Below are 21,565 nucleotides of genomic sequence, written 5' to 3'. Positions count from 1 at the left end.
GGACGTCGGTGCGACAACGGTGTGTCGGTGTTCCGTCCGGCTGCCGGCACGCCCGCTCACGATGCCGCGGCGGCGATCACCCGTGCGAGGTCGGCCGGGCGGCTCCACATCGGCCAGTGCCCGGTCGGCAGGTCGACCACGTCGACGTCGTGGAGGCGCGCGACCTCGGCGGACACCGGGTGCCCGGCGCCGGCGAGCTCCATGACCTGCGCGCCGGGCAGCGAGCAGCAGACCAGCGTCGTCGGGACCCGCAGACGGGCGTCGTCCGTGAGCTCGACCGGCTGCCGGAGCACGCCGAGCGGCTCCGCGACGGCCCGGTCGCGGAACCGCTCCAGCGCTGCGTCGTCGAGTCCGTCCAGGGAGGCCTGCTGACCCAGCGCCTCGAAGGGCGGCAGCGGCAGCTCGCCCACGGCGTCCGGGGCGAGCACGGTGCCGGGTGCGACCGGTCCGCTGTCGACCCAGACCACCCGCCGGACCTGCTCGGGGTGCCGGTCGAGCACGCGGCTGACCGGGGCGTTCGCGCCGCTGTGCGCCACGACGACCACGGGTCGCCCGGCGCCCGTCTCGTGGATAGCGCGCTCGACCGCCGCCACCTGGTCGTCGAGGGTGGCCGAGGCCCGCTCGGCGTCGGTCGCGTCGAGGCCCGGGAGGGTGAGCGGGACGGCGTGCCGACCCGCTGCGGTCAGGTGCTCGACCACCTCGTCCCAGGCCCACGCCCCCAGCCAGTGCCCGGGGACCAGGAGGATCGTCGTGCCGTCGGTGGGCTCGGTGTGGTTCGTCATGGGGCGATGCTCGCAGCCCCTGCGGACACCGGTGTGTCACGATCTCTGACATGAATTGGACGGGTTCGACGGGGTCGCCGGGGTGAGGCGGGTCGAGCGGCTGCACGCGCTGACCGAGATGCTGCGCCGGTCCGGCCCCCGTGGCTGCACGGCCGACCGGCTGGCCGCCGAGTTCGGGGTGTCGGTGCGGACCGTCAAGCGCGACATCGCCGCGCTCGAGAGCAGCGGCGCGCCGGTCTGGTCGCGCCCGGGACCCGGCGGCGGCTACGGGCTCGCCGCCCGGGCCACCCTGCCGCCGGTCAGCCTGTCGCCCGCCCAGGCGGTGGCGCTCCTCGCCGCCGTCTCGGCCGCCCACGACGCCCCCTACGCCGACCTGGCGACCGCCGGGGTCCGCAAGATCCTCGACGTGCTCGACCCGGTGACCCGCAGGAAGGCGGACGAGCTCGCCGGTCGCGTCTGGGTGGACGCTCCCCCGCCCGCCTCGCGCGCGATCCGGTCGGCGCTCGAGGAGGCGATGGCCGAGCAGCGCGTGCTGCGGATCCGCTACGGCGCGGGCGACGGCGGGACGACCACCCGCGACGTCGAGCCGATCATGTTCGGGTCGCGCGGCGGACGGTGGTACCTGATCGGCTGGTGCCGGCTGCGCGGCGCCGTCCGGTGGTTCCGGGTCGCGCGGATCGAGCGCGCCGACGTGACGACGACGCCCTGCGGCGACCACGGCGTCGACGAGGTGGGCACACCCCCGCCGACCGCGCGGTCGGTGCGGCATCTCGATTCCGGGGAATATACTTCCGTGTCATGAAGTCGACGCTCGGCACGCAGTTCCTCGACGCCCTCGTGCGGTACGAGACGTACCTCTGGAACCATCTCGACCACTGTCTCGCCGAGGCCGACGAGGTCGCGCTCTCGACCCTGTCCGCCCTGCGGGTGGTGCGACGGCACGCCGGGGAGTGCCGGGTGCAGGACCTGCGCGCGGACCTGGGCATCACCGTCGGCGCGGCGAGCAAGCTGGTGGACCGGCTCGAGCGCGACGGCCTGGCGGTGCGCCGCCCGCACCCGCACGACCGCCGGTCGTCGCTCGTGGCGCCCTCCCCCGCCGGCGAGGCTGCGCACACCTCGGGGGTGGCGGTCGTCGATGCCGCGCTGGCGGAGCACCTGGCGGACGCGGTGGGCGTCGAGGAGGCCACGGACCTCCTGACCCGCCTCATGGCACGGCTCGGCGCCCCGACGACGGGGGTGTCCCGATGACGACGATGCGTGCCGTGGTCGTCGACGAGCCCGGCGGCCCGGAGGTGCTGCGGGTGCGCGACGTCCCGGTGCCGGTCGCCGGCCCGGGCCAGGTGCTGATCCGCGTGCACGCGTTCGGGCTCAACCGGTCCGAGCTGCACTTCCGCCGCGGGCAGGCCGCCACCGGGTCGTTCCCGCGGATCCCGGGAATCGAGGCCACCGGGGTCGTGGCCGCCGACCCGAGCGGGGCGCTGCCGGTCGGCACCCAGGTCATGACGATGATGGGCGGGATGGGTCGCACCTTCGACGGCGGGTACGCCGAGCTCGTCGTGGTGCCCGCCGGCCAGGTGGTGCCGTTCACCAGCGACCTCCCGTGGGACGTCCTGGGCGCCGTCCCCGAGATGCTCCAGACCGCCCACGGGACGCTCGCGGTCGGCGTGCGGCCCCAGGCCGGGCAGACGCTCCTCGTCCGCGGCGGCACGTCCTCCGTCGGTCTCGCCCTGGCCGCGCTCGGCCGGTTGCAGGGGCTGACCGTGCTGTCGACGACCCGGCGACCCGGGCGCGCGGCCCTGCTTCAGGAGGCGGGAGCGCACCACGTGCTGGTCGACGACGGCCACGTCGCCGACCAGGTCCGGCGGCTGGTGCCGGGCGGGGTCGACGGCGCCGTGGAGCTGGTGGGGACGAACGTCATCGGCGACACCCTGCGCGCCGTGCGCCCCGGGGGCACCGTGTGCTTCACCGGCATGCTGTCGGACGAGTGGGCGATCCCCGACTTCTACCCGATGGACTGGATCCCCAACGGGGTGCGCCTGACCGCGTACTCCGGCGAGGCCGCCGACCTGCCCGCGCCCGTGCTCCAGGCGTTCCTCGACGACGTCCGGCGAGGCCGGGCGCGCGTCCCCGTCGGCCGGGTCTACCGGCTGGACGACATCGCCCGGGCGCACGCCGACATGGAGGCCGGGGTCGTCGGCGGCAAGGGTGTCGTGCTGGTGCGACCCGGATCTGCCGGGTAGGCACGCGGGGCTCGACAGGAGTGGCCTCCTCGACCGATCCCCTGGACCCCCGGTGGGCCCGCGGCCGCCCGGCAGCCCTCGGCGCTCGCCAGGCGCCAGGTCGCGGTGATCGCCCCGGTACCGTCGCCCTCGTGGAGACCGAGCCGACCCGTGACGCCGAGCCGACCAAGCCGTGGTGGCAGATGACGCGCACGCCGGCCCTCGGGTTCTGCCTCGGTGGCCTGTGGCTGCTGCTCGGCGTCCTGCGCTGGTGGGGGCTCGACCCGGACCGGGGGTGGGTCGAGCCCACGGTCGCCGCCCTGTTCACGCTGCTCGGGCTCGGCTACCTCGCGAGCGCGGCCGCCACCGTGCGACGGCGTGGCGCGACCCGGCCGTCGTCCGGCGGCTGACCCGCACCCGACGGTCGGACGCGTCGGTCGGAGACGTCGGTCGACCACGTCCGACCACGGGTGGATGCCCGGACCCGCTGGTCGGTGCCACGGTGGCACGTCGCCGGGTCACGCCGGCGCGTCACCGCACCCGCGTCCGAGAGGTCCGTCCCGCGTGTTCCGCCAGGTCCCCGTCCTGCCCGTCGTCGTCCCCCTGGCCGCGCTGGTCGCCGCGGTGCTCCTCGCGGCCCTGGCCCGGCGCGGCCGGCTCTCGGCACCGCGCGCCGCGGTCGCCCTGGCGCTGGGGGTGTACGCGGCGGGGATCGTGGCGAACACCGTGTTCCCGATCTTCCTGGACAAGCCGGCGGGCGAGGGCGGCTGGATGCACCACCTGACCCTCGTGCCGCTGGCCGGGTACCAGGTGGACGACGCGCTGATCAACGTCGCGGTGTTCCTGCCGCTGGGGATGCTGGTGCCGCTGCTGACCGCCCGGCCCTCGTGGCGGCGGACGGTGCTCGTCGCGGCGGCCATCAGCCTGGGCATCGAGGCCACCCAGTACGTGACGGCGCACGTGCTGGGCGGCGGGCACCTCGCCGACGTGAACGACCTGCTGTTCAACGTCGTCGGCGGCGCCGTCGGGTACGGCGTGCTCGCGGCGCTCGTGCGGGTCCCGGCGGTCGCCGGGGTGGTCGACCGGTTCCGCTGGGCGGACGCGCCCCGCGCCGCCGCCACCCCGGCGCCGGTCTAGAGGAACCGGGCGTAGAACTTCCGCGGGTCCTCGGCCAGCGAGGCCTTGACCATCGCGCTCCACGCGTCGACGACCACCTCGATCTCACCCTGCGCGGTGGCGTCGAGCACCGTGCGGACGACCTGGGCGGGGTCGGTCTTCGGGCCGTCGATCGCCCGCGCCATGTCGGTGTCGGCCAGCCCGAGGTGCACGGAGGTGACCTGGGTCCGCTGCGCGGCCAGCTCCAGGCGCAGGGCGTTGCTCATGTTCCAGTTCGCCGCCTTGGACACCGCGTACGCGCCGGCGCCCGGCGCCGCGAACCACGACAGCGCCGAGGCGACGTTCACGATCGTCCCGCCGCCGTTGGCCGCGAGCACCGGGGCGAAGGCGCGGACCATCGACAGCGTGCCCCAGAAGTTGACGTCCATCTCGGCGCGCACGCCGTCGAGGTCGCCGAGGAGCGGGGACCCGGTCGAGATGCCGGCGTTGTTGACGAGCAGGTCGACGTCCCCGGCGAGCTCGGCGGCAGCGGCGACCGCGTCCGGGTCGGTGACGTCCAGGGCGAGGGTGCGGGCTCCGGGCAGGTCGATCGAGGCCGGCTCGCGGGCCGCGGCGTAGACGGTGGCGCCGCGGGCGAGCAGCTCGGCGGCGAAGTGGTGGCCGAGGCCGCGGTTGGCCCCGGTGACGAGTGCAGTGGTCATGTCTGGCACGCTAGGACCTCACGCTGACGTCAGGGTCAAGTCCGGGCGACGAGTCGGGGGTACGAGGTGCGGATCGGGGAGGTCGCGGCGCAGGCGGGCGTCAGCGTCCGCGCGCTGCGCTACTACGAGGAGCAGGGCCTGCTGACGGCCGAGCGCACCGCGAGCGGACAGCGCCGGTACGCCCCCGGCGCGGTCGAGCGGGTCCGGTTCATCCAGAACCTCTACGCCGCTGGCCTCGGCAGCCGAGCGGTCCTGCGGATCCTGCCGTGCATGGAGCACGGCGTCCTCACCGACGAGATGCACGACCGGCTGCTCGCCGAGCGCGAGCGCGTCCAGGCCCAGCTCGTCGAGCTCACCGCGACGCGCGACAAGCTCGACGACGTCATCCGGCTCGGGCAGGCGAACCGCACCGGACCCGGGCGCGCCCGGTGCGAGGAGGCGTCGTGACCGCCCGGTCCCCCGCGAGTGCCGGGTCGCTCAGCCCGGTCCGTCGCTGATCGCCGCGAGCAGCGGCACGACGACGTCGCTGACCGGCGTCGGGATGCCGTGCGCCCTGCCCAGCCGCTGCACCACGCCGTTGCGGGTGTCCCACTCGAGCGGCTGCTCGTGCTCGCGGTCGGCGAGGATCGACGTCCCCCGGTCGACCGGCGCGGTCTGGAACGCCTCGAGGAGCCGGCGTGGCTCGTCGTCGCCGAGGAGCGCGCCCTCGGCGCGCGCGACGGCGAGGCACTCGGTCAGGTAGGCGAGCGTCAGCGCTGCGACGTCGTCGCGACGGAACATGCCGGACCGTCGGCCGGTCACCGCCATCAGCCCGGCGGCGGCGTTCTGCAGGAGCTTGCGCCAGGCCACCGTCGGGAAGTCGGCGACGGCGTCGACGGCGACCCTCGTGCCGGCCAGCGCGCTGCCGACGACCTCGGCGCCGGGGAGGTCCGGCACGCTGATCCGGGGCTCGGCGAGCAGGCGCACGGCACCGTCGGCCTCCCGGACGGCCGGGAACCAGACCACGGCGGGGAGGACGACGCTCCCCCGGACCAGCGGCGCGACCGTCCCGACCTGCTCGACGCCGTTCTGCAGTACGCACACGACGGTCTCCGGCTCGCAGAGCGCCGCGAGCCACGGTCCCGCCGCCGAGGTCTGCGTCGCCTTCACGGCGAGCAGGACGAGATCCACCGGCTCCCGCACCTCGGTCGGGTCGGTGCGGACCGGACCGGGCACGACGACGACCCCGTGCTCGGACTCGAGCCGCAGCTCCGCCCGCGCCGAGCGCCCCGCGACGAACGGCGTCCGCCCGCGCTCGTGCAGGGCCGCGGCGACGACCGTGCCGATCGCGCCGGGTCCGACGACGGCGACGCGCGGGTGCGGGGCTGTGGTCATGCGGTCCTCCTGCGGCGGGGTGGGCGACGAGCGGGTGGGTGGGCGACGAGCGGTCACGATCTGCGGGTCCTGGCGGGCGGCGGGCGGCGTGTCGCGACCACTCGTCCTGCCCGCGGCGGTCAGCGGTGGTGCGGCGGGGTGTCGTAGCGGAGGTGCTCGGCCTGGTGCAGGACGTTCAGCACGAGGGCGTCGACGTGCTCGTTGGTCAGCCGGTAGTGCACCGTCGCCCCGTCGCGGCGGGTCGTGACCAGGTGACCCGCGCGCAGCCGGGCGAGGTGCTGCGACACGCCGGGGACCGGGCGCCCGAGGCGGTCGGCGAGGGCGCCGACGGAGAAGCTCGCCGTCGTGCAGCAGCGCGAGGATGGCGAGCCGGGTGCGGTCCGCGAGCAGCCGCAGCACGTCGACGGCGGTGTCGAGCTCGGCGTCGGGGACGGCTGCCCGGGTGGTCTCGGCGCTCATCCGCTCAGCCTGCCACGTCCGCCGCGGGCTCCCGGGTCGGCCACAGCGTGGCGGTCGCGGCGGCCGCCGCGGCGCTCACCGCCGCCAGGACCAGGGCGGCGGTGCCCGGACCCCAGCCGCCCAGCGCCCCCGCGACCGGGTACGTGACGAGCCAGCAGGCGTGCGACAGCGCGAACTGGGCGGCGAACACCGCCGGACGGTCGGCGTCCGGGGTGCTGCGCGTGATGATCCGGCCCACCGGCGTCTCGGCGGCGGCCCACCCGGCACCGACCAGGGCGAGCAGGGCGCCGACCAGGACCAGGCCGAGGGTTCCGGGTACGCGCAGGGCGGGCGCGATGGCGGCCGTCGCGACGACCAGCGCACCGCAGCCGCCCAGCACCAGCACCCGCTCGGGCACCGACTCGAGCAGGCGTGGCAGCACGACCGCCACGGCGATCGAGCCGGCGCCGAGCGCCGCCAGCAGGAGCGCGGTCGCCCCGCCGCCGCGGCCGTGCACGTCGCGGGCGATCACCACGTACTGGACGAGCGCGTAGGCACCCGCGGCCGCGACGGCGAGGTTCAGCGCGAGCACGGCCCGCAGCGCCGGCGTCCGGATCATGTGGGCGACCCCGCGCCGGGCGCGCGCGGCGAAGGCCGTGCCGTCGTCGTCGGTACGCGCCGGCCCGTCCAGGCGCAGCCGGGAGACCAGCAGCGCCGACGCCGCGAACCCGACGGCGGTACCCACGAACAGGTCCGACGCGGGCAGGACGACGAGCAGCGCCGCCGCGAGCAGCGGCGAGAGCAGCATCTCCAGGTCGTCGGTCAGCCGGGACAGCGACAGCGCCTGGGTGTAGCGCCGCTGGTCGGGCAGCACGCGCGGCAGCACCGCCTGGTACGCGGGCGTGTGCACCGCGGAGGCGGCCTGGAGCAGCAGGACCAGGACGTACACCTGCCACACCGACGACACCACCGGCAGCCCGAGCACGAGCACGACGCGCACCAGGTCCGCGGCGACGAGCACCGTGCGCGGGGCGACCGCGTGCAGCAGGGCCGCAGCGACGGGCGCGACGGCCACGTACGCGAGCATCTTGATCGCGAACACCGTGCCCAGCACCAGCGCGGCGCCCCCGCCGGCGAGGTCGTAGGCCAGCAGGCCGAGCGCGACGGTGGTGAGCCCGGTCCCGGCCAGCGAGATCACCTGGGAGCCGAGCAGGCGGCGGTAGGTCGGTTCGGCGAGGGCGGATTCCACCCGCCGATCCTTGCACGCTTGCGCGACGACGCAATCACCGATCGCCCCGCGCCCTCCTCGCGCTCCGACCTCGTCGAGAGGTCACGACACGCGGGTTCGCGGTGCGGCCGGCCGGCGTGTCGTGACCTCTCGTCGCCCACGGGGCCGGGTGGCGCGGGACACGAGGAGGGTGGGGACATGCGTCGACCGAGGAGCGCCACGGAGGACCTGCTGCGGGTGGCCTCGGCCTCGGCGGCGGGCCTGGGGGTCGTGTACGCCGTCAACGGCCTGACCCGCAAGGACGCGCACCCGACCGTGACGCTCACGGACGCCGCCTACCCCCCGCTGGCCGACCACCACGTCGAGTCGCTCGGCGGACCGCTCGCCCAGGTGTGGGTGTCGGACCTCACCCGGGTCGAGGCGTCGGTCGCGCGGATCGGGCTGTGGGGCACGCTGCTGCTGGTCGCCGGGTTCGTCGCGCTGCTCGCCCTGCACGCGGGGCACGCGGACCGGCGGGCGGCGGGACGGCTCGTGGCGCCCGGGCCCTACCTCCGGGCGGCGGCCGTCGCCGCCGTGGTCGTGGCCGTCGCGCAGCCGCTGCTCCAGCGCCTCGGCGGCGAGGTGGTGCTCGCGGCGATCGGGTCGCCCCCGGGGTACGTGCCGCACGGGACCGTCGCGTGGTTCTGGCCCGCCCTGGCGGCGCTGCTGCTCCTGGGCACGAGGGTCCCCCTCCGCCCGCGCCGCGCGCACGTCCCGCTCCCCCGGTCGACCTGACCCGGCCCCCGCGCGACCCGACGCGCCCCTCCGGCGAGAGGTCACGACACGCGGGGTCGAGGCCCGGACGACCAGCGTGTCGTGACCACTCGCCCGGCGCCCGACGGGCCCGGGGCGCGGGGGCTGGTTACCCTGCGGGCGTCGCCCTCGACCGGGCGGCCCACCGAGCCCGAGGAGAACACGCCCGTGTGCTACCCCGTCACCTGCACCACCTGCGGCCGCACGACGTGGGACGGCTGCGGCCTGCACGCCGACGACGTGCTGGCGTCGGTCGCGCCCGAGGCGCGCTGCACCTGCCGCTGACCCCGGCGCCCCGGCCCTACGCGGCGCCCGGGTCCTCGGGTGCCGCCAGGTGCTCCGGCCCGGTGGGCGGCAGCAGCGTGCTCAGCACCGCCACGTGCCGTTCGAGGAACGTCCGCTCGTCGAGCCGCTTGCGCCGAAGCCACCCCGTGACCTCGTCGTTGTGCTTGCTCGCGTTGCAGGAGCCGCACGCCGGGACCACGTTCGCCAGCGTGTAGCGGCCACCGCGCGAGATCGGCTGCACGCAGTCGCGCTGGAGCAGCCGGTCGGGCGCCCCGCAGTACGCGCACCCGCCCCATGCCGCCACGAGGGCGTCCCACTGCGCCGGGGTCAGGTCGTTGTCGGCCGCCGCGACCCGCCGAGCGCGGCGCTTCGCGTACCGTGCGCGCGTCGCCGCGGACGCGGTGGCGGACGAGGTCCTGCGGCGGGGTGGCACGCGCCGACGCTACCGCGCGAGGTGCCGCCCTAGGGTGAGGCTGCCCCAGCTGGTACGGCCCCGACGGACGGAGCTCCCCGTGCAGCGCTACCTGGTCTCGTTCGACGACGGCGCGATGGACCACCTCGGCGAGGACGAGCTCGCCGCGGCGGGCGTGGAGTCCCACGCCGTCGTCCGCGAGGCGAAGGCCGCCGGGGTGTGGGTCTTCGGCGGTGGGCTGCAGCGGCAGCGGGCCGCGCTGGTCGGCGTCAACGGGTCGGTGACCGACGGGCCCGAACCCGGGGCGAAGGCGGCGGTCGGGGGCTTCGCGGTGCTCGAGGTCGCGTCCCGCGGGGACGCGCTGCACTGGGCCGGGCGGATCGCCGCGGGCTGCCGGTGCACGCAGGAGGTCCGGGAGATCATGTTCGACCCGGAGTCGTAGCCGGGCCGTACGCCCCCGCTCAGCCCTGCGCGGCGAACACCGCCCAGACGTGCTTCGTCGTCGCCGTCGCGTACCACCCGACATCCTGGGCGAGCCGGCGGGCGATCTGCAGCCCGAACCCGCCTGCCCCCGCCGGCCGCTCCCCCGCGACCCGCGGCTCGGTCGTCAGGTCGTGGTCGGCCACGTCGAGCAGGAAGTCGCGCCCGTCGGTCTTGAGCAGCACGATCGTCGGCGGCAGGCCGTGCGTGAGCGCGTTGGTCGCGAGCTCGGACGCGACGAGGATCATCCGCTCGGGGACGCCGGCGAGGACCTCCTGCCTGGCGGCGCTCTCGGCCGTGATCTCGTCCAGCAGCTCACGGCGGACCGTCGTGAGCCCCAGCGTGTCCAGCAGCACCCACTCGCGGACGGGGCGGAACCGCTCCGGCGGCGTGGCGGCGCGCAGCCCCTCGTCGCGGGTGGTCGGGTCCAGCGCGTCAGTCATCGGGGCACCTCGGGGTCGTCGTCAGCGGGTCTGGGGAGAGCCTGCCCGGTCCGCGGGTACGCTGCCACCCCAGTCGGCGGGCTCGCGTCATCCGCCCGGCAGGAGATACTGGGGCGATGCCTTCTCTTCCTGACGGCCCGCAGCCGGACGAGGTCGCGCACGGCCGCATCCGGCTGGACGCCTCTGACGCACGCGTGCTGCACATGTCCGGCGACGTCGACCAGCCCGTCGTGGTCGCGGCCCGGCACGCCCTCACGGACCAGCAGCTCGTCGAGGTCGACGTGATCGACCTCGCCGGGGTGACTTTCGTCGACTCGTCGCTCATCTCGCTCGTGGCCACGATGGTGCTGAACCGACCCGCGGGGCGTGATCCCCTGATGGTCCGGGACGTGCCGGAGCTCGCCCTGGTCGTGCTGGAGATCTCCGGGCTGCTGCCCCTCGTCGCCGTGACGGGCCGGACTCCCGGGCCGGCCGGAGCCGCCCCGGAGTCCGACGCGTCCTGAGCCCGCCTCCGTCTGGCGGGCACCATCAGTCAGGCGGGCACCATCGCGGAGCGCACCTGGGTCACCAGCGCGTCGGGGACCTCGGCCAGCCCGTGGTCGTGCTGCGCGTGCTGCGCGACCTCCGCGAGGATCTCGTTCTCGGTTCCGGTGAACGTGCGGGCGCAGCCCGGCACGACGTCGCCGCAGCGGAAAGCCTTCATGTGACGCGGTCCTCCTGGTTCGGTCGGCCCCGTCGGTCCGGGCCGTCGCGTTCCTATCGGCCCGCGGGTCAGGTCCCTGACGAGTCGCAGACCGCCAGCACGAGCGCGTCGAGCGAAATCACCCCCACCACGCCCCCGTTCGTGTCGGTGCACACCAGCGGGTCCCAGCGGCGCCCGGCCGGCCGGACCAGCGCGCGGCGGGTCACCTCGACGACCGACGCGCTGGGGGCGACGGTCATCGCCGGCACCCAGCGGCCGGCGGCGTCCCGGACCTCCGTGACGAGGCCGCCCGGCCCGAGGAGCACCTCGCAGTCGGCGCGGTCCTGCCCCGCGCGCGCGGTCCGGACGACGCTCGCGACGTTGCCGGTGAGCGACGTGCGCGCCGCGGTGGCACGGATCGCGGCCTCCTCGTGCGCCGGCAGCGCCGGGACCATCCGCGGCTGCGGGCGCCCCAGCACCCAGCCCTGACCCAGCGGGACGCCCAGCCCGATCAGGACGTCCAGCTCCGCGCGGGTCTCGATGCCCTCGGCGAGGACCCAGGCGTCCATCCGGCCGACCAGCTCGCCGAACACCTCGACCAGCGCGCGCTTGACGGGGTCGGTGTCGATGCCGGTGATGAGCGCGCGGTCGAGCTTGACGATGTCCGGGCGCAGCTCGAGCAGCAGCTGCAGGCCCGCGTACCCGGTCCCGGCGTCGTCCATCGCCACGAGGGCGCCCGCGGCCCGCACCTGGCCGAGGACCGCCATCGCCCGACCGCCGGCGTCCACCTGCGTGTGCTCGGTGAGCTCCAGGACGACGCGCTCCAGGTCGCCGTGCCGCAGCAGGGCGCCCGCGACCAGGTCGTCGGCCAGCAGGTGCGGGTCGACGTTCACGGTGAGGAACGTGTTCGGCGGCAGGTCGGCGCGCGCGGCGACCGCCTTGGTGAGCACGCGCGCCTGGAGCCGGGCGTTCAGGCCCCACCGGTCCGCGGCGGCGAACCAGACGTCCGGGGTCGCGCGCCAGGGGCCGTCGAACCGGGACAGCAGCTCGTAGCCGGTGACGAACCCCGTCCCGAGCTCGACGACCGGCTGGGCGTGCAGCACGTGCGCGGCGGGGTCGTCGAGCACGCCGTGCAGGACGTCACGCCACCGCGGGTCGTCGACCGGCGGTGCGGGCGGCTGGCTGTCGATGGCGGTCGCTCCTCGGGGCGCAGGACGGGGCGGGTGCCCGTGCAGGGTCCCGGGCTGCCCATCGGCGCCGCGCGGGACGGTGTGAGCCGGCCCCCGGGTGAGGTCGGCCCCGGTGGCCTACGGTGCAGGTGTCCCGCCCGCGACCGCATGGCCTGCCCGCCCGCCCGACGGACACCGAGGAGCCCGCCGATGGACCGCTGGACCCCCGACCGCTACTGGGAGGCGATCGCGGCCGAGCGCGCCCGGCTCCTCGTGGACCTCGACCACCTCGGCCCGCGGGACTGGTCCGCACCGACGCTCTGCGGGACCTGGACCGTCGAGGACGTCGTCGCGCACCTCACCGCCGCCGCGAGCACCGGGCGCTGGCGGTGGCTGCGCAGCATCGTCCGCGCGCGGTTCGACGCGGACCGGCACAACGAGCGGCGGCTCGCCGAGCACCGCGGCGCGACCCCGGCGGAGACGCTCGCGCGGTTCGAGTCCGTGGTCCGCTCCCGCGTCGCACCCACCGGCGACCTGTGGGCCTGGCTGGGCGAGGTGATCGTCCACGCCACCGACATCCGGGTGCCGCTCGGGCTGACCGCCGAGCCCGCGGCGGACGCGGTGGTCGCGGTCGCCCACGGGTACGCGCGCAAGGACCTCGCGGTCCGGTCCCGCAGCACGGCGCAGGGTCTGCGCCTGGTCGCGACCGACAGCGAGTTCCGCGCCGGCGACGGCCCGGTTGTCGAGGGGACGACGCTCGACCTGGTGCTCGCGATGGCCGGGCGCACCGCCGCCGTGGGGCGCCTCGCCGGCGAGGGGGCACCGTTGCTCGCGGCGGCGACACCCCGGGCCGCCAACCGCTGAGACTACGTGGTGGTGCTCAACCTCGCCGTCGAGCACGTGCCGGTCGTCCTCAGCGAGAGGTTCACGCTGTCGCTGCTGACGGCGCTGCTGCTCAAGGTGGCCCTCGAGGTCGTGGCGCTCCTCGCCGCCCGCGCGGGCGTGCGCGCCCTGCTGCGACCCGCCTGACCTGGGGGGCTCAGCCCGCCGCCGGGAGGGCGGTCGGCTGCAGCGGGGCGTGCAGCGGGCCCTGGGTGCGGTCGCAGCCCAGGTCGACCAGCAGGCGGCGCGTGGCCTCGTCCGCCACGCCGTCGGCGACGACCCGCACGCCGAGCCGGTGCGCCAGGTCGACCGTGGCCGCGACCACCTCGCGGGTCCGCGGGTCGTCGGCCACCCGGACCGTGCAGGTCGCGGCCAGGGTGATCGACCGGACGGGCAGGTAGCCCAGGTGCGCCCAGGTGGCGTGCCCGGTGCCGAAGTCCGCGATCCCGACCTGCGCGCCGAGCGCGACGATCCGGCCGACGACGTCGAGCGTGAGCGCCGGGTCGCGGACCAGGTCGGCCTCGACGACCTCGACGCCGACCAGCCCCGCCGGGAGCTGCCACCGGGCGAGCGCCTCCTCGAGCGTGCCGACCAGGCCGGGCAGCTCCAGGCTCCCCTCCGGCAGCGCGATCAGCACCGGCAGCTCCTGCCCGGCCGACCGCCGGCGGGCCGCCTGGCGCACCGCGGCGTCGACGAGGTGCGCGGTCAGCGGCTCGAGCAGGCCGTGCTCCCCCGCGAGCGCCACGACCTCGGCCCCGTCGACCGGCCCGCGCCGCGGGTGCTCCCAGACCTCGTGCGCCACGACGGCGAGCACCTCGTCGTCGGCGGCGGTCTGCGGCCGGGTGTCCAGCCGCAGGCCGCCCGCTCCGGTCCCGCCGGCGAGCAGCGTCCGCAGGTCGGCGACCAGCTCGCGGCGGTCCCGGACCCGTGCGTCGGCCTGCGCGTCGTGGATGCGCACGCCGCCGCCGGACCGCTTCGCCGCGTACATGGCGGCGTCCGCGCGGCGCAGCAGGTCCCCGCGGTCCGCCGGTCCGAGCCGCGTGCTCGCCACTCCGACGCTGGCCTCGACGACCAGGGCCAGACCGTCGACGTCGAGCGGGTCGGCGACCGCGGCGCAGACCAGGTCGCCGACGGCCACGGCCCGCTCCGGGTCGGCGTCGTCGAGCACGACCGCGAACTCGTCGCCGCCCAGCCGGGCCAGCAGCCCGTACCCGGCCGTGACGGCTGCCACCCGCGCGGCCACCACCTGCACCACCCGGTCGCCGGTGGCGTGCCCGTAGCGGTCGTTGATCTCCTTGAACCGGTCGAGGTCGATGACGAGCAGCGCGGCGCCGTCCGGTCGGGCGGTCCCCGCGTCGACGGCCTCGAGCAGGGCCCGCCGGTTGGCGACGCCGGTCAGGGTGTCGGTCCGCGCCTCGGCACGCGAGGTCGCGAGCGCCTCCAGGTCGCGCACCAGCCGCGAGACCCGCAGCGAGCCGCCGAGCACGGCCGCGGTCGCGAGCACGGCTGCGGTCGGGGACTCGCGGGGCAGCAGCAGGCACAGCAGGAGGACCACGGCGCCCGCCACGATGACCACCACCGAGCCCCAGGTGGTCGCCTGCGGTGTCGCGTCGTGGGTCGCCACGGGCGCGGGCGCGGGGCGGCCGGTCGTCGCGACCAGCACGGCGAACCCGGCCCACGCGGCACCCAGGACGCCGATGGCGGGCGCCTGCGCGCCGGTGCGCACGGCGAGAACCAGCAGCACCACCTCGACGGCGAGCAGGACCGCGGTGGCCACGGCCAGCGCGACGGCGCGCGGTTCCCGACGCAGGTCGGCGATGGCCGCGACCGTCCCCGCGGTGCCGAGCAGCACCGTGAGCACCGCGACCCGGACGAGTCCGCCGGCGAGCGTCACCGGCGCCAGGGCGTCCACCCCGGGCACCTGGTCCACCACGATGAACCCGACCGCGAGCGCGCCCAGCACCCCACTGACGCCGTTGAGCCAGTCGCTCGGGTCGGACATCGCGGTGCCGTTCCGGTTCCACAGCACCAGCCCCTGGTACGCGAACCCGCAGCCGACGAGCGCCCCCACGGTGAGACCGGCCCCGTGGCCGGCGGGCGGTGCCAGAGCGAGGGCCGCCTCGGCGGCGAGTCCCGCCCCCAGGGCGGTCCCCGCGCGGACGAACCACGCCTGCACCCGGCGCGCGTCGCGGTCCTGCGCCGCGGCGCGACGGTGCACGAGCCCGGTGCACAGCAGCACGGCGGCGGCGGCGAGCCCGAGCCACATCGGCGACCACTCCATCCTCGTGGGACCGCTCGCGCGGGATGCCCGGCGGCGGCCGTGCGAGCCGGCCTCGCGCGCCGTGGTGGCGCGGGCGTGGCGACCGTACGCGCTCGGTGACGTGTCAGCAGCCGGGGCGACCGGAAATCACCCGCTCGGTCAGGCGGGCGTGCGACGGGTCCGCGGCCCCGGTTGCGCCGCTGCCGCCCCCGTGAGCCGATGGACGGGTGCACTCCCCCGACCGTCCGCGGCCCGCGTGACCCCGCTGCGCCTGACCCTGGTGATCCCCGCGCGGGACGAGGTCGACCGGCTCCCCCGCTGCCTGGCCTCGGTCGCGGCCCAGACCCGCCCGCCGGACGAGGTGGTGGTCGTGGACAACGGCAGCACCGACGCGACGGCGAGGATCGCCGCGGCGGCGGGTGCACGGGTGGTGCACGAGCCCGAGGTGGGCATCTGGCCGGCGGCCGCGGCCGGCTACGACGCCGCGACCGGCGACGTGATCGCCCGGGTGGACGCCGACACGGTGCTGCCGCCGGGGTGGCTGGCGCGGGTCGAGGAGCTGCTGGTCGCCGACCCGACCTGCGACGCGGTCACCGGGCCGGGACGGTTCCGGGGTCTGGGCCGGCCCTCCGCCCGGCTCGCGCAGCTGTGCTACATGCAGGCGTACTTCCTGCTCGCCGGCATGGCGCTGGGCGGGCCGCCGGTGTTCGGGTCGGCGTTCGCGGTCCGGGCGGCGGCGTGGCGCGAGGTGCGCCTGCACGTGCACCGGGACGCCGACGTCCACGACGACCTCGACCTGAGCTTCCACCTGCGCCCCGGCGCGATCCGGTACGACGAGGGGCTCGCGGTGTCGATCTCGTCCCGGCCGTTCGACTCGCGGCGCGGGATGCTGCGCCGCGTCGCGCGCGGCTGGCGGTCCGTGGTGCTGCACTGGCCGCAGCAGGGGCCGTGGCGGCTCGCGGGCGACCGGGTGCTGGCGCGGGCCGGCGCGGTCCGCGACCGGTGGGGTCGGGCGCTCGGCCGGGTCGGCGGCTGAGCGCGTCGGCAACGGGGTCCCACTCAGCCCGCGGCCCCGACGCCGAGGTGGTGCAGGAGCCGGGCGGTGTCGGCCCGGTGCCGTGGCGTGCTCCCCTCGTGCTCCAGGCACCAGAGCACCTGCTGGACCGCCGCGCGCACGCCGACGGGCTCCGGGTCGCCGGGCATGTGGTCCCAGAGCGAGGCACGCGCGGTGTCGGCGTCGGCGGGTCCCGCCCACGCGCTGTCCCAGTCGAGGACGGCGGCGAGCCGCCACCCGCGCGGCCCGGGCCGCACGAGGACGTTCGCGTGGTGCAGGTCGCCGTGCACGAGCACCGCTGCCGTGCCCCGGAACGCGGCCGCGTGCGCGGTGAGCACGGCGTCGGCGAGCGCCGCCCGGGTGGGGTCGGCGATGCGTGCGCGGGTCCGGGCACGCAGGGCCGCGAGCTCGCTGCGCGCCGGGGCGCGGGGGCTGGTGGCGTCGTCGGCCAGGTCGCCGAACGCGGGCGACGACGCTCGCCGCAGCCGCACGAGCACCTCGGCGAGCTCGTCGAGCACCCCGGCCCGGTCCGCCGGGTCGAGGGTCGGTGCGACCTCGTGCCAGGGGTGGCCCGCGACCCGCTCCATCACGAGGTGCTGCCGGTCGCCGCGGACGCCCGCCGCTACGACACGTGGCACCGGCACCCCCAGGCTCGCGGCGCGCTCCTGGGCCCGGGCGGAGCGCAGCAGCGCCGGCCCGGACGCGTCCGCCACCTTGAGCACCAGCGGTGCGCCGCTCGCGGTCGTCACCCACCACGTCCGGGCACCGCCGTCGCCGGACGTCTCGGCGTCCACGCGCGCGCCGGGCCCGACCAGCTCCGCGACCAGGTCAACCCGCACGGTGGTCCTCGGTGATCGTCGCCAGCCGCCGCAGCAGGACCGCGCGCTCGGCCGCGTTCCCGCACAGCGCCACCGCGCGCTCGGTCTCGGCCCGGGCCTCGGCGTCCCGCCCGAGGCGGCGCAGCAGCTCGCCGCGGACGCTCGGCAGCAGGTGCGACCCGGCGAGCGCGCCGTCCCCGACCAGGGCGTCCACCACCGGCAGCGCGGCGGCGGGGCCGCGGGCCTGGGCGAGCGCGACGGCGCGGTTGAGGTCGACGACCGGTGACGGCGCGAGCCTTCCGAGCGCCTCGTAGAGCAGCACCACGCGCTCCCAGTCGGTGGCGGCGACCGACGGCGCGACCGCGTGGCCCTCGGCGATCGCGGCCTGCAGCCCGTACGCGCCGAGCCCCCGCCCGACGGCCCCCGCCGCCGCCAGCGCCGCACGGCCACGCCGCACGCCCGCGCGGTCCCACCGCTGCCGGTCCTGCGCGTCCAGCAGCACCGGGCTGCCGTCGGCGGCGGTGCGCGCCGGGAACCGGGCGGCGGTGAGCTCGAGCAGCGCGAGCAGCCCCAGCACCTCGGGCTCCGCGGGCTGGAGCCGCGCGAGCACCCGGGCCAGCCGCACCGCCTCGTGGGCGAGGTCCTGGCGGATCCAGTCGTCGCCGGAGGTCGCGGTCGACCCCTCGGTGAACACGACGTAGACGACGCTGAGCACCGACCCCAGGCGCTCGGCGCGCTCGTGCGGCTCGGGCACGGCGAACGGCACCCGTGCCGCGGCGAGCGTCTTCTTCGCGCGGGTGATCCGCGCCTGCACCGTCGCCGTGGGCACCAGGAACGCGCGGGCGATCTCGTCGCTGGTCAGCCCGCCGACCACCCGCAGCGTCAGCGCGACCTGCGCCTCGCGGGACAGCACCGGGTGGCACGCGACGAACATCAGGGCGAGCACGTCGTCGTCCACGCGGTCGGGGTCCCACGCCTCCTCGGGGCCCGGGACCGCCGGCCCGCCCGGGTCGAGGTCGCGGGCGAGCGCCGCGTACCGGTCGTCGAGCGCCGCGCGGCGCCGGAACGCGTCGACCGCCCGACGTCGACCCGTGGTCACCAGCCACCCGGCGGGGTTGGCGGGCGCACCCGTGCGCGGCCAGGTGACCAGCGCCTCGGCCAGCGCCTCCTGCGCGACGTCCTCGGCGAGCGCGAGCTCCCCGGTGGACCGCGCCAGGGTCGCGACGATCCGGGCGGAGTGCATCCGCCAGACCGCCTCGACCGCGGCGCGGCCCGTCCCCGCGTCGGTCGGGGTCGTCAGAGCTGGCCCGTCGCCTCGCGCCACGCCCGCTCCTTCTGGATCCACACGTTGTCCTGCGGGAACTCGTCGATGCTCGGCACCCGGCGGATCTCCGTCTTGATCCCGGGACCGGCCAGCGGCGCGCGCTTCGCCCACTCGACGGCCTCCTCCTTCGACGCGACGTCGAGGATCCAGAACCCGCCGAACAGCTCCTTGACCTCGCCGTACGGGCCGTCGGTGACCACGGGGGGCGTGGACGAGTAGTCGACGACGACCCCCTCGGTGGCGTCGTCCAGCCCCTCCGCGGCGACCAGCACGCCGGCCGAGATCATCTCGTCGTTGAACCGGCCCATCGACTCGAGGATGTCGTCGAACGTGAGGCCCGCGGCCTCCTCCGGGTTCCACGCCTCGCTGGACCGCATGATGAGCATGTACTTCACGGTGTGCCTCCTGGTGCGTCGGGCGGGTCCCGTCCGGACCCTCTCACCTCGGAGTCGAACGGGGAAGCCCTGGATCGACACCCCGGGCGGACCGGGTTCCCCGTGCGTGCACCGCCCTCGGCGCGCTGCTCGCGGCCCGAGCCCGCCCGGCCGCGGTCACGGGTGTGCCGGGTCCCCCTGGCTGGTCACGGTGGTGAGCAGGATCGCCGCGTCGCTGAGGGCCTCGACGCCGTGCCGGTCGTGCGTCACCGCGGTGAGGAACCCGGTCGGCAGGGTGTCGACCTGGTCGGCCGTGCTGACCGCGACCGTGCCGCGCAGCACGAGGATGCTCCCCGCGGGCGGGCTGTTGTGCTCCGCGAGGCGGGTGCCCTTGGTCAGGGCGATGACGGTCTGCCGCAGCGGCCCGTCGTGCACGACGAGGTGGGTGCTGCGCCCGTGCGGGTCCTCGTGCGCGGCGGCGATCTGGTCCTGCGCGAGCTGGTGCACGTCCATGCGGGGTGTGTCCTTCCGGCGTCGTCGGCGGTCAGGACCCTACTCAACACGTCCCGGCGGCCGACGGCTATTCCGGTGGCGCCCCGCGCGCCCCGGGTGCGACGGTCGGGGCCATGACGGACACCATCTGGACGGCGGAGGTCGCGGCCCGGTACGACGCGTCGAGCGCGACGATGTTCGCGCCCGAGGTCCTGGGCCCGACGGTCGACTTCCTCGCGGAGCGGGCCGACGGCGGCGCGGCGCTCGAGCTCGCGGTCGGCACCGGGCGGGTCGCCCTGCCGCTCGCCGCGCGGGGCGTGCCCGTGCACGGCATCGAGCTGTCCGCGCCGATGGCCGCGCGGCTCGCCGCGAAGCCGGCCGGCGACGCGGTGCCGGTCACGCTCGGTGACATGACGACCGCGACGGCGCCGGGCCGGTTCCGGCTGGTGTACCTGGTCTTCAACGGCATCACGAACCTGCTGACGCAGGACGAGCAGGTGGCGTGCTTCGTGAACGCGGCCCGGCACCTGGAGCCGGGCGGCGCGTTCGTCGTCGAGGTGTTCGTCCCGCAGCTGCGGCGGCTGCCACCAGGGGAGGTCGCGCTGCCGTTCGACGTGAGCGACGACCACCTCGGGTTCGACCGGTACGACGTCGTCCAGCAGCGGCTGGTGTCGCACCACTACACGGTCGAGGCCGACGGGTCGACGTCGACCGGCCGGTCCCCGCACCGGTACGTGTGGCCCGCCGAGCTGGACCTGATGGCCCGGATCGCCGGGATGGCGCCGACCGAGCGGTACGCGGACTTCTCGGCGGCGCCGTTCACCGCCGAGAGCACGTCGCACGTCTCGGTGTGGCGGACCCCGGCCTGACCGCCGGGCCTGCCGACGGCCTCAGCGTCCCTCGACGACCTCGCGCCGCTTCTGCTGCACCGGCCGCGCGGCCTCGTGCGGGCCGTTCCAGACGGTCATCGCGCCCCACACGGACGCGGCGATCGGCACCGCCAGCACCGCGCCGGTGATCCCGGCGAGCACGGTGCCGACGGTCAGGGCGACCAGGATGACGAGCGGGTGCAGCGCGAGCGAGCGGGCCATCACGACGGGCTGCAGGAAGTTGCCCTCGAGCTGGTTCACCGCGATCACGATGCCGACGACGATCAGCGCGTCGACGGGTCCGTTGGCGACCAGGGTGACGAGCGCGGCGAGCACGCCGGCCAGGGTCGCCCCCACCAGCGGGATGAACGCCAGCAGGAACACGAGCACCGCCAGCGGGATGGCCAGCGGCACGCCCATCACCGCGAGGCCGATGCCGATGCCGATCGCGTCGACGGCCGCGACGATCGCGGTGCCGCGGACGTAGCCGCCCATGGTGCTGACCGTCTTCGCGCCGACCCGCTTGCCGCGCTCGTAGTGCGCGCCCTCGAACGGGCGGAGCAGGAACTCCCAGATGCGCGGACCGTCCTTGAGGAAGAAGAACAGCACCACGATCATCAGGACGAGACCGGTGACGAAGTTCGCCCCCGCGGAGAACCCGGCGATCGCGCTGGAGCCGAAGCTGCTGCTGGTGAGGAAGTCGCCGACCGACGACTGCAGGTCGGTGAGCTGCTGCTCGGAGACCTCGAACGGCAGGCCGTCCAGCGAGTCCTGCAGCTCGCCGAACCCGGCGACGGCCTGGTCCGCGAGGTCGTCCCACTGGTGCACGACTGCGTAGACCACCGCGGTGAGCACGCCGCCGAGCACGCCGACGATCGCGATCAGGGCGATCCACGTCGCGAGGATCGACGGCAGCCGGTGCCGGCGCAGCCACGAGACCAGCGGGTGGATGGCGCTGGCGAGCACCAGGGCGATGAGCACGGGGATCACGACCAGGGTCAGCTGCGTCACCGCGAACACCAGCACCGTGACCAGGGCCAGCAGCGCGAGCGCCTGCACCGACCGGGTGCCCACGCGGCCGAACCCGTCGGCCCAGAGCGCACCGGCCGAGGTGTCGCGGGAGTCGTCGACGCCCCGGGTCACCCGACCCGCGCGCGCCGCGTCACCCTGCGTCGGCGCGGCCGACCTCCGTCGTCCGAACATCTGCCCGACCACCTTCTTCCGCCGTCCGACCTCGGAGGCTACGGGGCGGGCTCGGGCGGCGCGAGCGGGCTCACCGACGCGTCGGGGACGTCGTGCGCGCGGATCGGCGCCACATCCGCGCGCCATACGCGGTGTGAAACGTTATCGATAACGGTTTCGGCGCGCTAC

General features: G+C 76.3%; 29 protein-coding genes. 14 read left to right on the top strand and 15 right to left on the bottom strand.

The genetic code is table 11. From position 1 onward, the window contains the following. Positions 1–56: 56 nt before the first annotated feature. A complete protein-coding gene (locus AC1VL8_RS14195) occupies positions 57–782 on the bottom strand; it encodes an alpha/beta fold hydrolase (protein WP_483075610.1) in 726 nt (241 codons plus the stop codon). 82 nt (positions 783–864) lie between these two features. Between AC1VL8_RS14195 and AC1VL8_RS14190 the strand changes: the two genes are divergently transcribed. The 5 genes from AC1VL8_RS14190 to AC1VL8_RS14170 all read left to right on the top strand — a co-directional run bounded on the left by AC1VL8_RS14190 (position 865) and on the right by AC1VL8_RS14170 (position 4,138). After that, positions 865–1,584 (top strand): helix-turn-helix transcriptional regulator, encoded by a 720-nt coding sequence (locus AC1VL8_RS14190; protein WP_483075609.1) that lies wholly within the window; start codon positions 865–867, stop codon positions 1,582–1,584. After that, positions 1,581–2,030 carry a MarR family winged helix-turn-helix transcriptional regulator gene (locus AC1VL8_RS14185; protein ID WP_483075608.1) on the top strand — a complete coding sequence of 150 codons (450 nt, stop codon included), beginning with the start codon at positions 1,581–1,583 and terminating at the stop codon, positions 2,028–2,030. The genes AC1VL8_RS14190 and AC1VL8_RS14185 overlap by 4 nt, the downstream gene beginning before the upstream one ends. Continuing rightward, a complete protein-coding gene (locus AC1VL8_RS14180; RefSeq protein ID WP_483075607.1) occupies positions 2,027–3,022 on the top strand; it encodes a zinc-binding dehydrogenase in 996 nt (331 codons plus the stop codon). Before AC1VL8_RS14185 ends, AC1VL8_RS14180 begins: the two co-directional genes overlap by 4 nt. Positions 3,023–3,153: 131 nt before the next feature. Then, positions 3,154–3,411, top strand: a complete 258-nt coding sequence (locus AC1VL8_RS14175; protein ID WP_483075606.1) for a hypothetical protein — start codon at positions 3,154–3,156, stop codon at positions 3,409–3,411. A 154-nt stretch (positions 3,412–3,565) separates the two neighbouring features. After that, on the top strand, positions 3,566–4,138 hold the full coding sequence (locus AC1VL8_RS14170; RefSeq protein WP_483075605.1) for a VanZ family protein: 573 nt from the start codon (positions 3,566–3,568) through the stop codon (positions 4,136–4,138). Here the strand turns inward: AC1VL8_RS14170 and AC1VL8_RS14165 are convergent. Beyond that, positions 4,135–4,818 carry an SDR family oxidoreductase gene (locus AC1VL8_RS14165; RefSeq protein WP_483075604.1) on the bottom strand — a complete coding sequence of 228 codons (684 nt, stop codon included), beginning with the start codon at positions 4,816–4,818 and terminating at the stop codon, positions 4,135–4,137. The two genes, AC1VL8_RS14170 and AC1VL8_RS14165, sit on opposite strands and share 4 nt — an antisense overlap. A 66-nt stretch (positions 4,819–4,884) precedes the next feature. Between AC1VL8_RS14165 and AC1VL8_RS14160 the strand changes: the two genes are divergently transcribed. Beyond that, positions 4,885–5,265: a MerR family DNA-binding transcriptional regulator gene (locus AC1VL8_RS14160; RefSeq protein ID WP_483075603.1), complete on the top strand. Its 381-nt coding sequence runs from the start codon at positions 4,885–4,887 to the stop codon at positions 5,263–5,265. A gap of 30 nt (positions 5,266–5,295) precedes the next feature. Here AC1VL8_RS14160 and AC1VL8_RS14155 read toward each other — a convergent pair whose 3' ends face one another. The 3 genes from AC1VL8_RS14155 to AC1VL8_RS14145 all read right to left on the bottom strand — a co-directional run bounded on the left by AC1VL8_RS14155 (position 5,296) and on the right by AC1VL8_RS14145 (position 7,879). Then, positions 5,296–6,192 carry an oxidoreductase gene (locus tag AC1VL8_RS14155; protein ID WP_483075602.1) on the bottom strand — a complete coding sequence of 299 codons (897 nt, stop codon included), beginning with the start codon at positions 6,190–6,192 and terminating at the stop codon, positions 5,296–5,298. 119 nt (positions 6,193–6,311) lie between these two features. Then, positions 6,312–6,479, bottom strand: a complete 168-nt coding sequence (locus tag AC1VL8_RS14150; RefSeq protein WP_483075601.1) for a hypothetical protein — start codon at positions 6,477–6,479, stop codon at positions 6,312–6,314. 176 nt (positions 6,480–6,655) lie between these two features. Continuing rightward, the gene (locus AC1VL8_RS14145; RefSeq protein ID WP_483075600.1) at positions 6,656–7,879 is read right to left on the bottom strand and encodes an MFS transporter; all 1,224 of its coding nucleotides are present in this window, start codon (positions 7,877–7,879) and stop codon (positions 6,656–6,658) included. Between the two features lie 177 nt (positions 7,880–8,056). Between AC1VL8_RS14145 and AC1VL8_RS14140 the strand changes: the two genes are divergently transcribed. Both AC1VL8_RS14140 and AC1VL8_RS14135 read left to right on the top strand, forming a co-directional pair. Next, positions 8,057–8,632: a hypothetical protein gene (locus tag AC1VL8_RS14140; RefSeq protein ID WP_483075599.1), complete on the top strand. Its 576-nt coding sequence runs from the start codon at positions 8,057–8,059 to the stop codon at positions 8,630–8,632. 81 nt (positions 8,633–8,713) lie between these two features. Then, complete coding sequence (locus AC1VL8_RS14135) at positions 8,714–8,935, top strand: hypothetical protein (RefSeq protein WP_483075598.1); 222 nt, start codon at positions 8,714–8,716, stop codon at positions 8,933–8,935. Positions 8,936–8,951: 16 nt separating this feature from the next. Here AC1VL8_RS14135 and AC1VL8_RS14130 read toward each other — a convergent pair whose 3' ends face one another. Further along, the gene (locus AC1VL8_RS14130; protein ID WP_483075597.1) at positions 8,952–9,368 is read right to left on the bottom strand and encodes an HNH endonuclease; all 417 of its coding nucleotides are present in this window, start codon (positions 9,366–9,368) and stop codon (positions 8,952–8,954) included. Between the two features lie 79 nt (positions 9,369–9,447). On the opposite strand from AC1VL8_RS14130, the gene AC1VL8_RS14125 reads away from it, so the two are divergent. Next, positions 9,448–9,789, top strand: coding sequence for a YciI family protein (locus tag AC1VL8_RS14125; protein WP_483075596.1), 342 nt, complete (start codon positions 9,448–9,450; stop codon positions 9,787–9,789). Between the two features lie 19 nt (positions 9,790–9,808). Here AC1VL8_RS14125 and AC1VL8_RS14120 read toward each other — a convergent pair whose 3' ends face one another. Further along, complete coding sequence (locus AC1VL8_RS14120) at positions 9,809–10,270, bottom strand: ATP-binding protein (RefSeq protein ID WP_483075595.1); 462 nt, start codon at positions 10,268–10,270, stop codon at positions 9,809–9,811. A 116-nt stretch (positions 10,271–10,386) separates the two neighbouring features. Here AC1VL8_RS14120 and AC1VL8_RS14115 point away from each other — a divergent pair, with 116 nt between their 5' ends. Then, positions 10,387–10,773, top strand: coding sequence for an STAS domain-containing protein (locus tag AC1VL8_RS14115; protein WP_483075594.1), 387 nt, complete (start codon positions 10,387–10,389; stop codon positions 10,771–10,773). A 29-nt stretch (positions 10,774–10,802) separates the two neighbouring features. Here the strand turns inward: AC1VL8_RS14115 and AC1VL8_RS14110 are convergent, their stop codons facing one another. Continuing rightward, complete coding sequence (locus tag AC1VL8_RS14110; protein WP_483075593.1) at positions 10,803–10,973, bottom strand: DUF1059 domain-containing protein; 171 nt, start codon at positions 10,971–10,973, stop codon at positions 10,803–10,805. Between the two features lie 68 nt (positions 10,974–11,041). Next, the gene (locus AC1VL8_RS14105) at positions 11,042–12,079 is read right to left on the bottom strand and encodes an EAL domain-containing protein (RefSeq protein WP_483075592.1); all 1,038 of its coding nucleotides are present in this window, start codon (positions 12,077–12,079) and stop codon (positions 11,042–11,044) included. 252 nt (positions 12,080–12,331) lie between these two features. Between AC1VL8_RS14105 and AC1VL8_RS14100 the strand changes: the two genes are divergently transcribed. Beyond that, positions 12,332–12,985 (top strand): maleylpyruvate isomerase family mycothiol-dependent enzyme, encoded by a 654-nt coding sequence (locus AC1VL8_RS14100; RefSeq protein WP_483075591.1) that lies wholly within the window; start codon positions 12,332–12,334, stop codon positions 12,983–12,985. Between the two features lie 12 nt (positions 12,986–12,997). Beyond that, positions 12,998–13,150 (top strand): hypothetical protein, encoded by a 153-nt coding sequence (locus AC1VL8_RS14095; protein ID WP_483075590.1) that lies wholly within the window; start codon positions 12,998–13,000, stop codon positions 13,148–13,150. 10 nt (positions 13,151–13,160) lie between these two features. Here the strand turns inward: AC1VL8_RS14095 and AC1VL8_RS14090 are convergent, their stop codons facing one another. Continuing rightward, positions 13,161–15,284, bottom strand: coding sequence for an EAL domain-containing protein (locus AC1VL8_RS14090; RefSeq protein ID WP_483075589.1), 2,124 nt, complete (start codon positions 15,282–15,284; stop codon positions 13,161–13,163). 235 nt (positions 15,285–15,519) lie between these two features. Here AC1VL8_RS14090 and AC1VL8_RS14085 point away from each other — a divergent pair, with 235 nt between their 5' ends. Next, the gene (locus AC1VL8_RS14085; protein ID WP_483075588.1) at positions 15,520–16,299 is read left to right on the top strand and encodes a glycosyltransferase family 2 protein; all 780 of its coding nucleotides are present in this window, start codon (positions 15,520–15,522) and stop codon (positions 16,297–16,299) included. A gap of 23 nt (positions 16,300–16,322) precedes the next feature. On the opposite strand, the gene AC1VL8_RS14080 is transcribed toward AC1VL8_RS14085, so the two are convergent. The 4 genes from AC1VL8_RS14080 to AC1VL8_RS14065 all read right to left on the bottom strand — a co-directional run bounded on the left by AC1VL8_RS14080 (position 16,323) and on the right by AC1VL8_RS14065 (position 19,346). Then, positions 16,323–17,156, bottom strand: coding sequence for a phosphotransferase family protein (locus AC1VL8_RS14080; protein WP_483075587.1), 834 nt, complete (start codon positions 17,154–17,156; stop codon positions 16,323–16,325). Beyond that, the gene (locus AC1VL8_RS14075; RefSeq protein ID WP_483076262.1) at positions 17,146–18,378 is read right to left on the bottom strand and encodes an RNA polymerase sigma factor; all 1,233 of its coding nucleotides are present in this window, start codon (positions 18,376–18,378) and stop codon (positions 17,146–17,148) included. Before AC1VL8_RS14075 ends, AC1VL8_RS14080 begins: the two co-directional genes overlap by 11 nt. Positions 18,379–18,431: 53 nt before the next feature. Further along, positions 18,432–18,845, bottom strand: coding sequence for a YciI family protein (locus AC1VL8_RS14070; RefSeq protein WP_483076261.1), 414 nt, complete (start codon positions 18,843–18,845; stop codon positions 18,432–18,434). 165 nt (positions 18,846–19,010) lie between these two features. Continuing rightward, positions 19,011–19,346: a cupin domain-containing protein gene (locus tag AC1VL8_RS14065; RefSeq protein WP_483075586.1), complete on the bottom strand. Its 336-nt coding sequence runs from the start codon at positions 19,344–19,346 to the stop codon at positions 19,011–19,013. Between the two features lie 113 nt (positions 19,347–19,459). Between AC1VL8_RS14065 and AC1VL8_RS14060 the strand changes: the two genes are divergently transcribed. Further along, positions 19,460–20,194 carry a class I SAM-dependent DNA methyltransferase gene (locus AC1VL8_RS14060; RefSeq protein ID WP_483075585.1) on the top strand — a complete coding sequence of 245 codons (735 nt, stop codon included), beginning with the start codon at positions 19,460–19,462 and terminating at the stop codon, positions 20,192–20,194. 21 nt (positions 20,195–20,215) lie between these two features. On the opposite strand, the gene AC1VL8_RS14055 is transcribed toward AC1VL8_RS14060, so the two are convergent. After that, a complete protein-coding gene (locus AC1VL8_RS14055) occupies positions 20,216–21,397 on the bottom strand; it encodes an AI-2E family transporter (protein ID WP_483075584.1) in 1,182 nt (393 codons plus the stop codon). Between the last annotated feature and the right edge of the window lie 168 nt (positions 21,398–21,565).

Source organism: Cellulomonas sp. KU4C, from assembly GCF_056868065.1.
The sequence above is the reverse complement of the archived record's forward strand: the minus strand, read 5'-3'. Positions and strand labels throughout refer to the sequence as shown.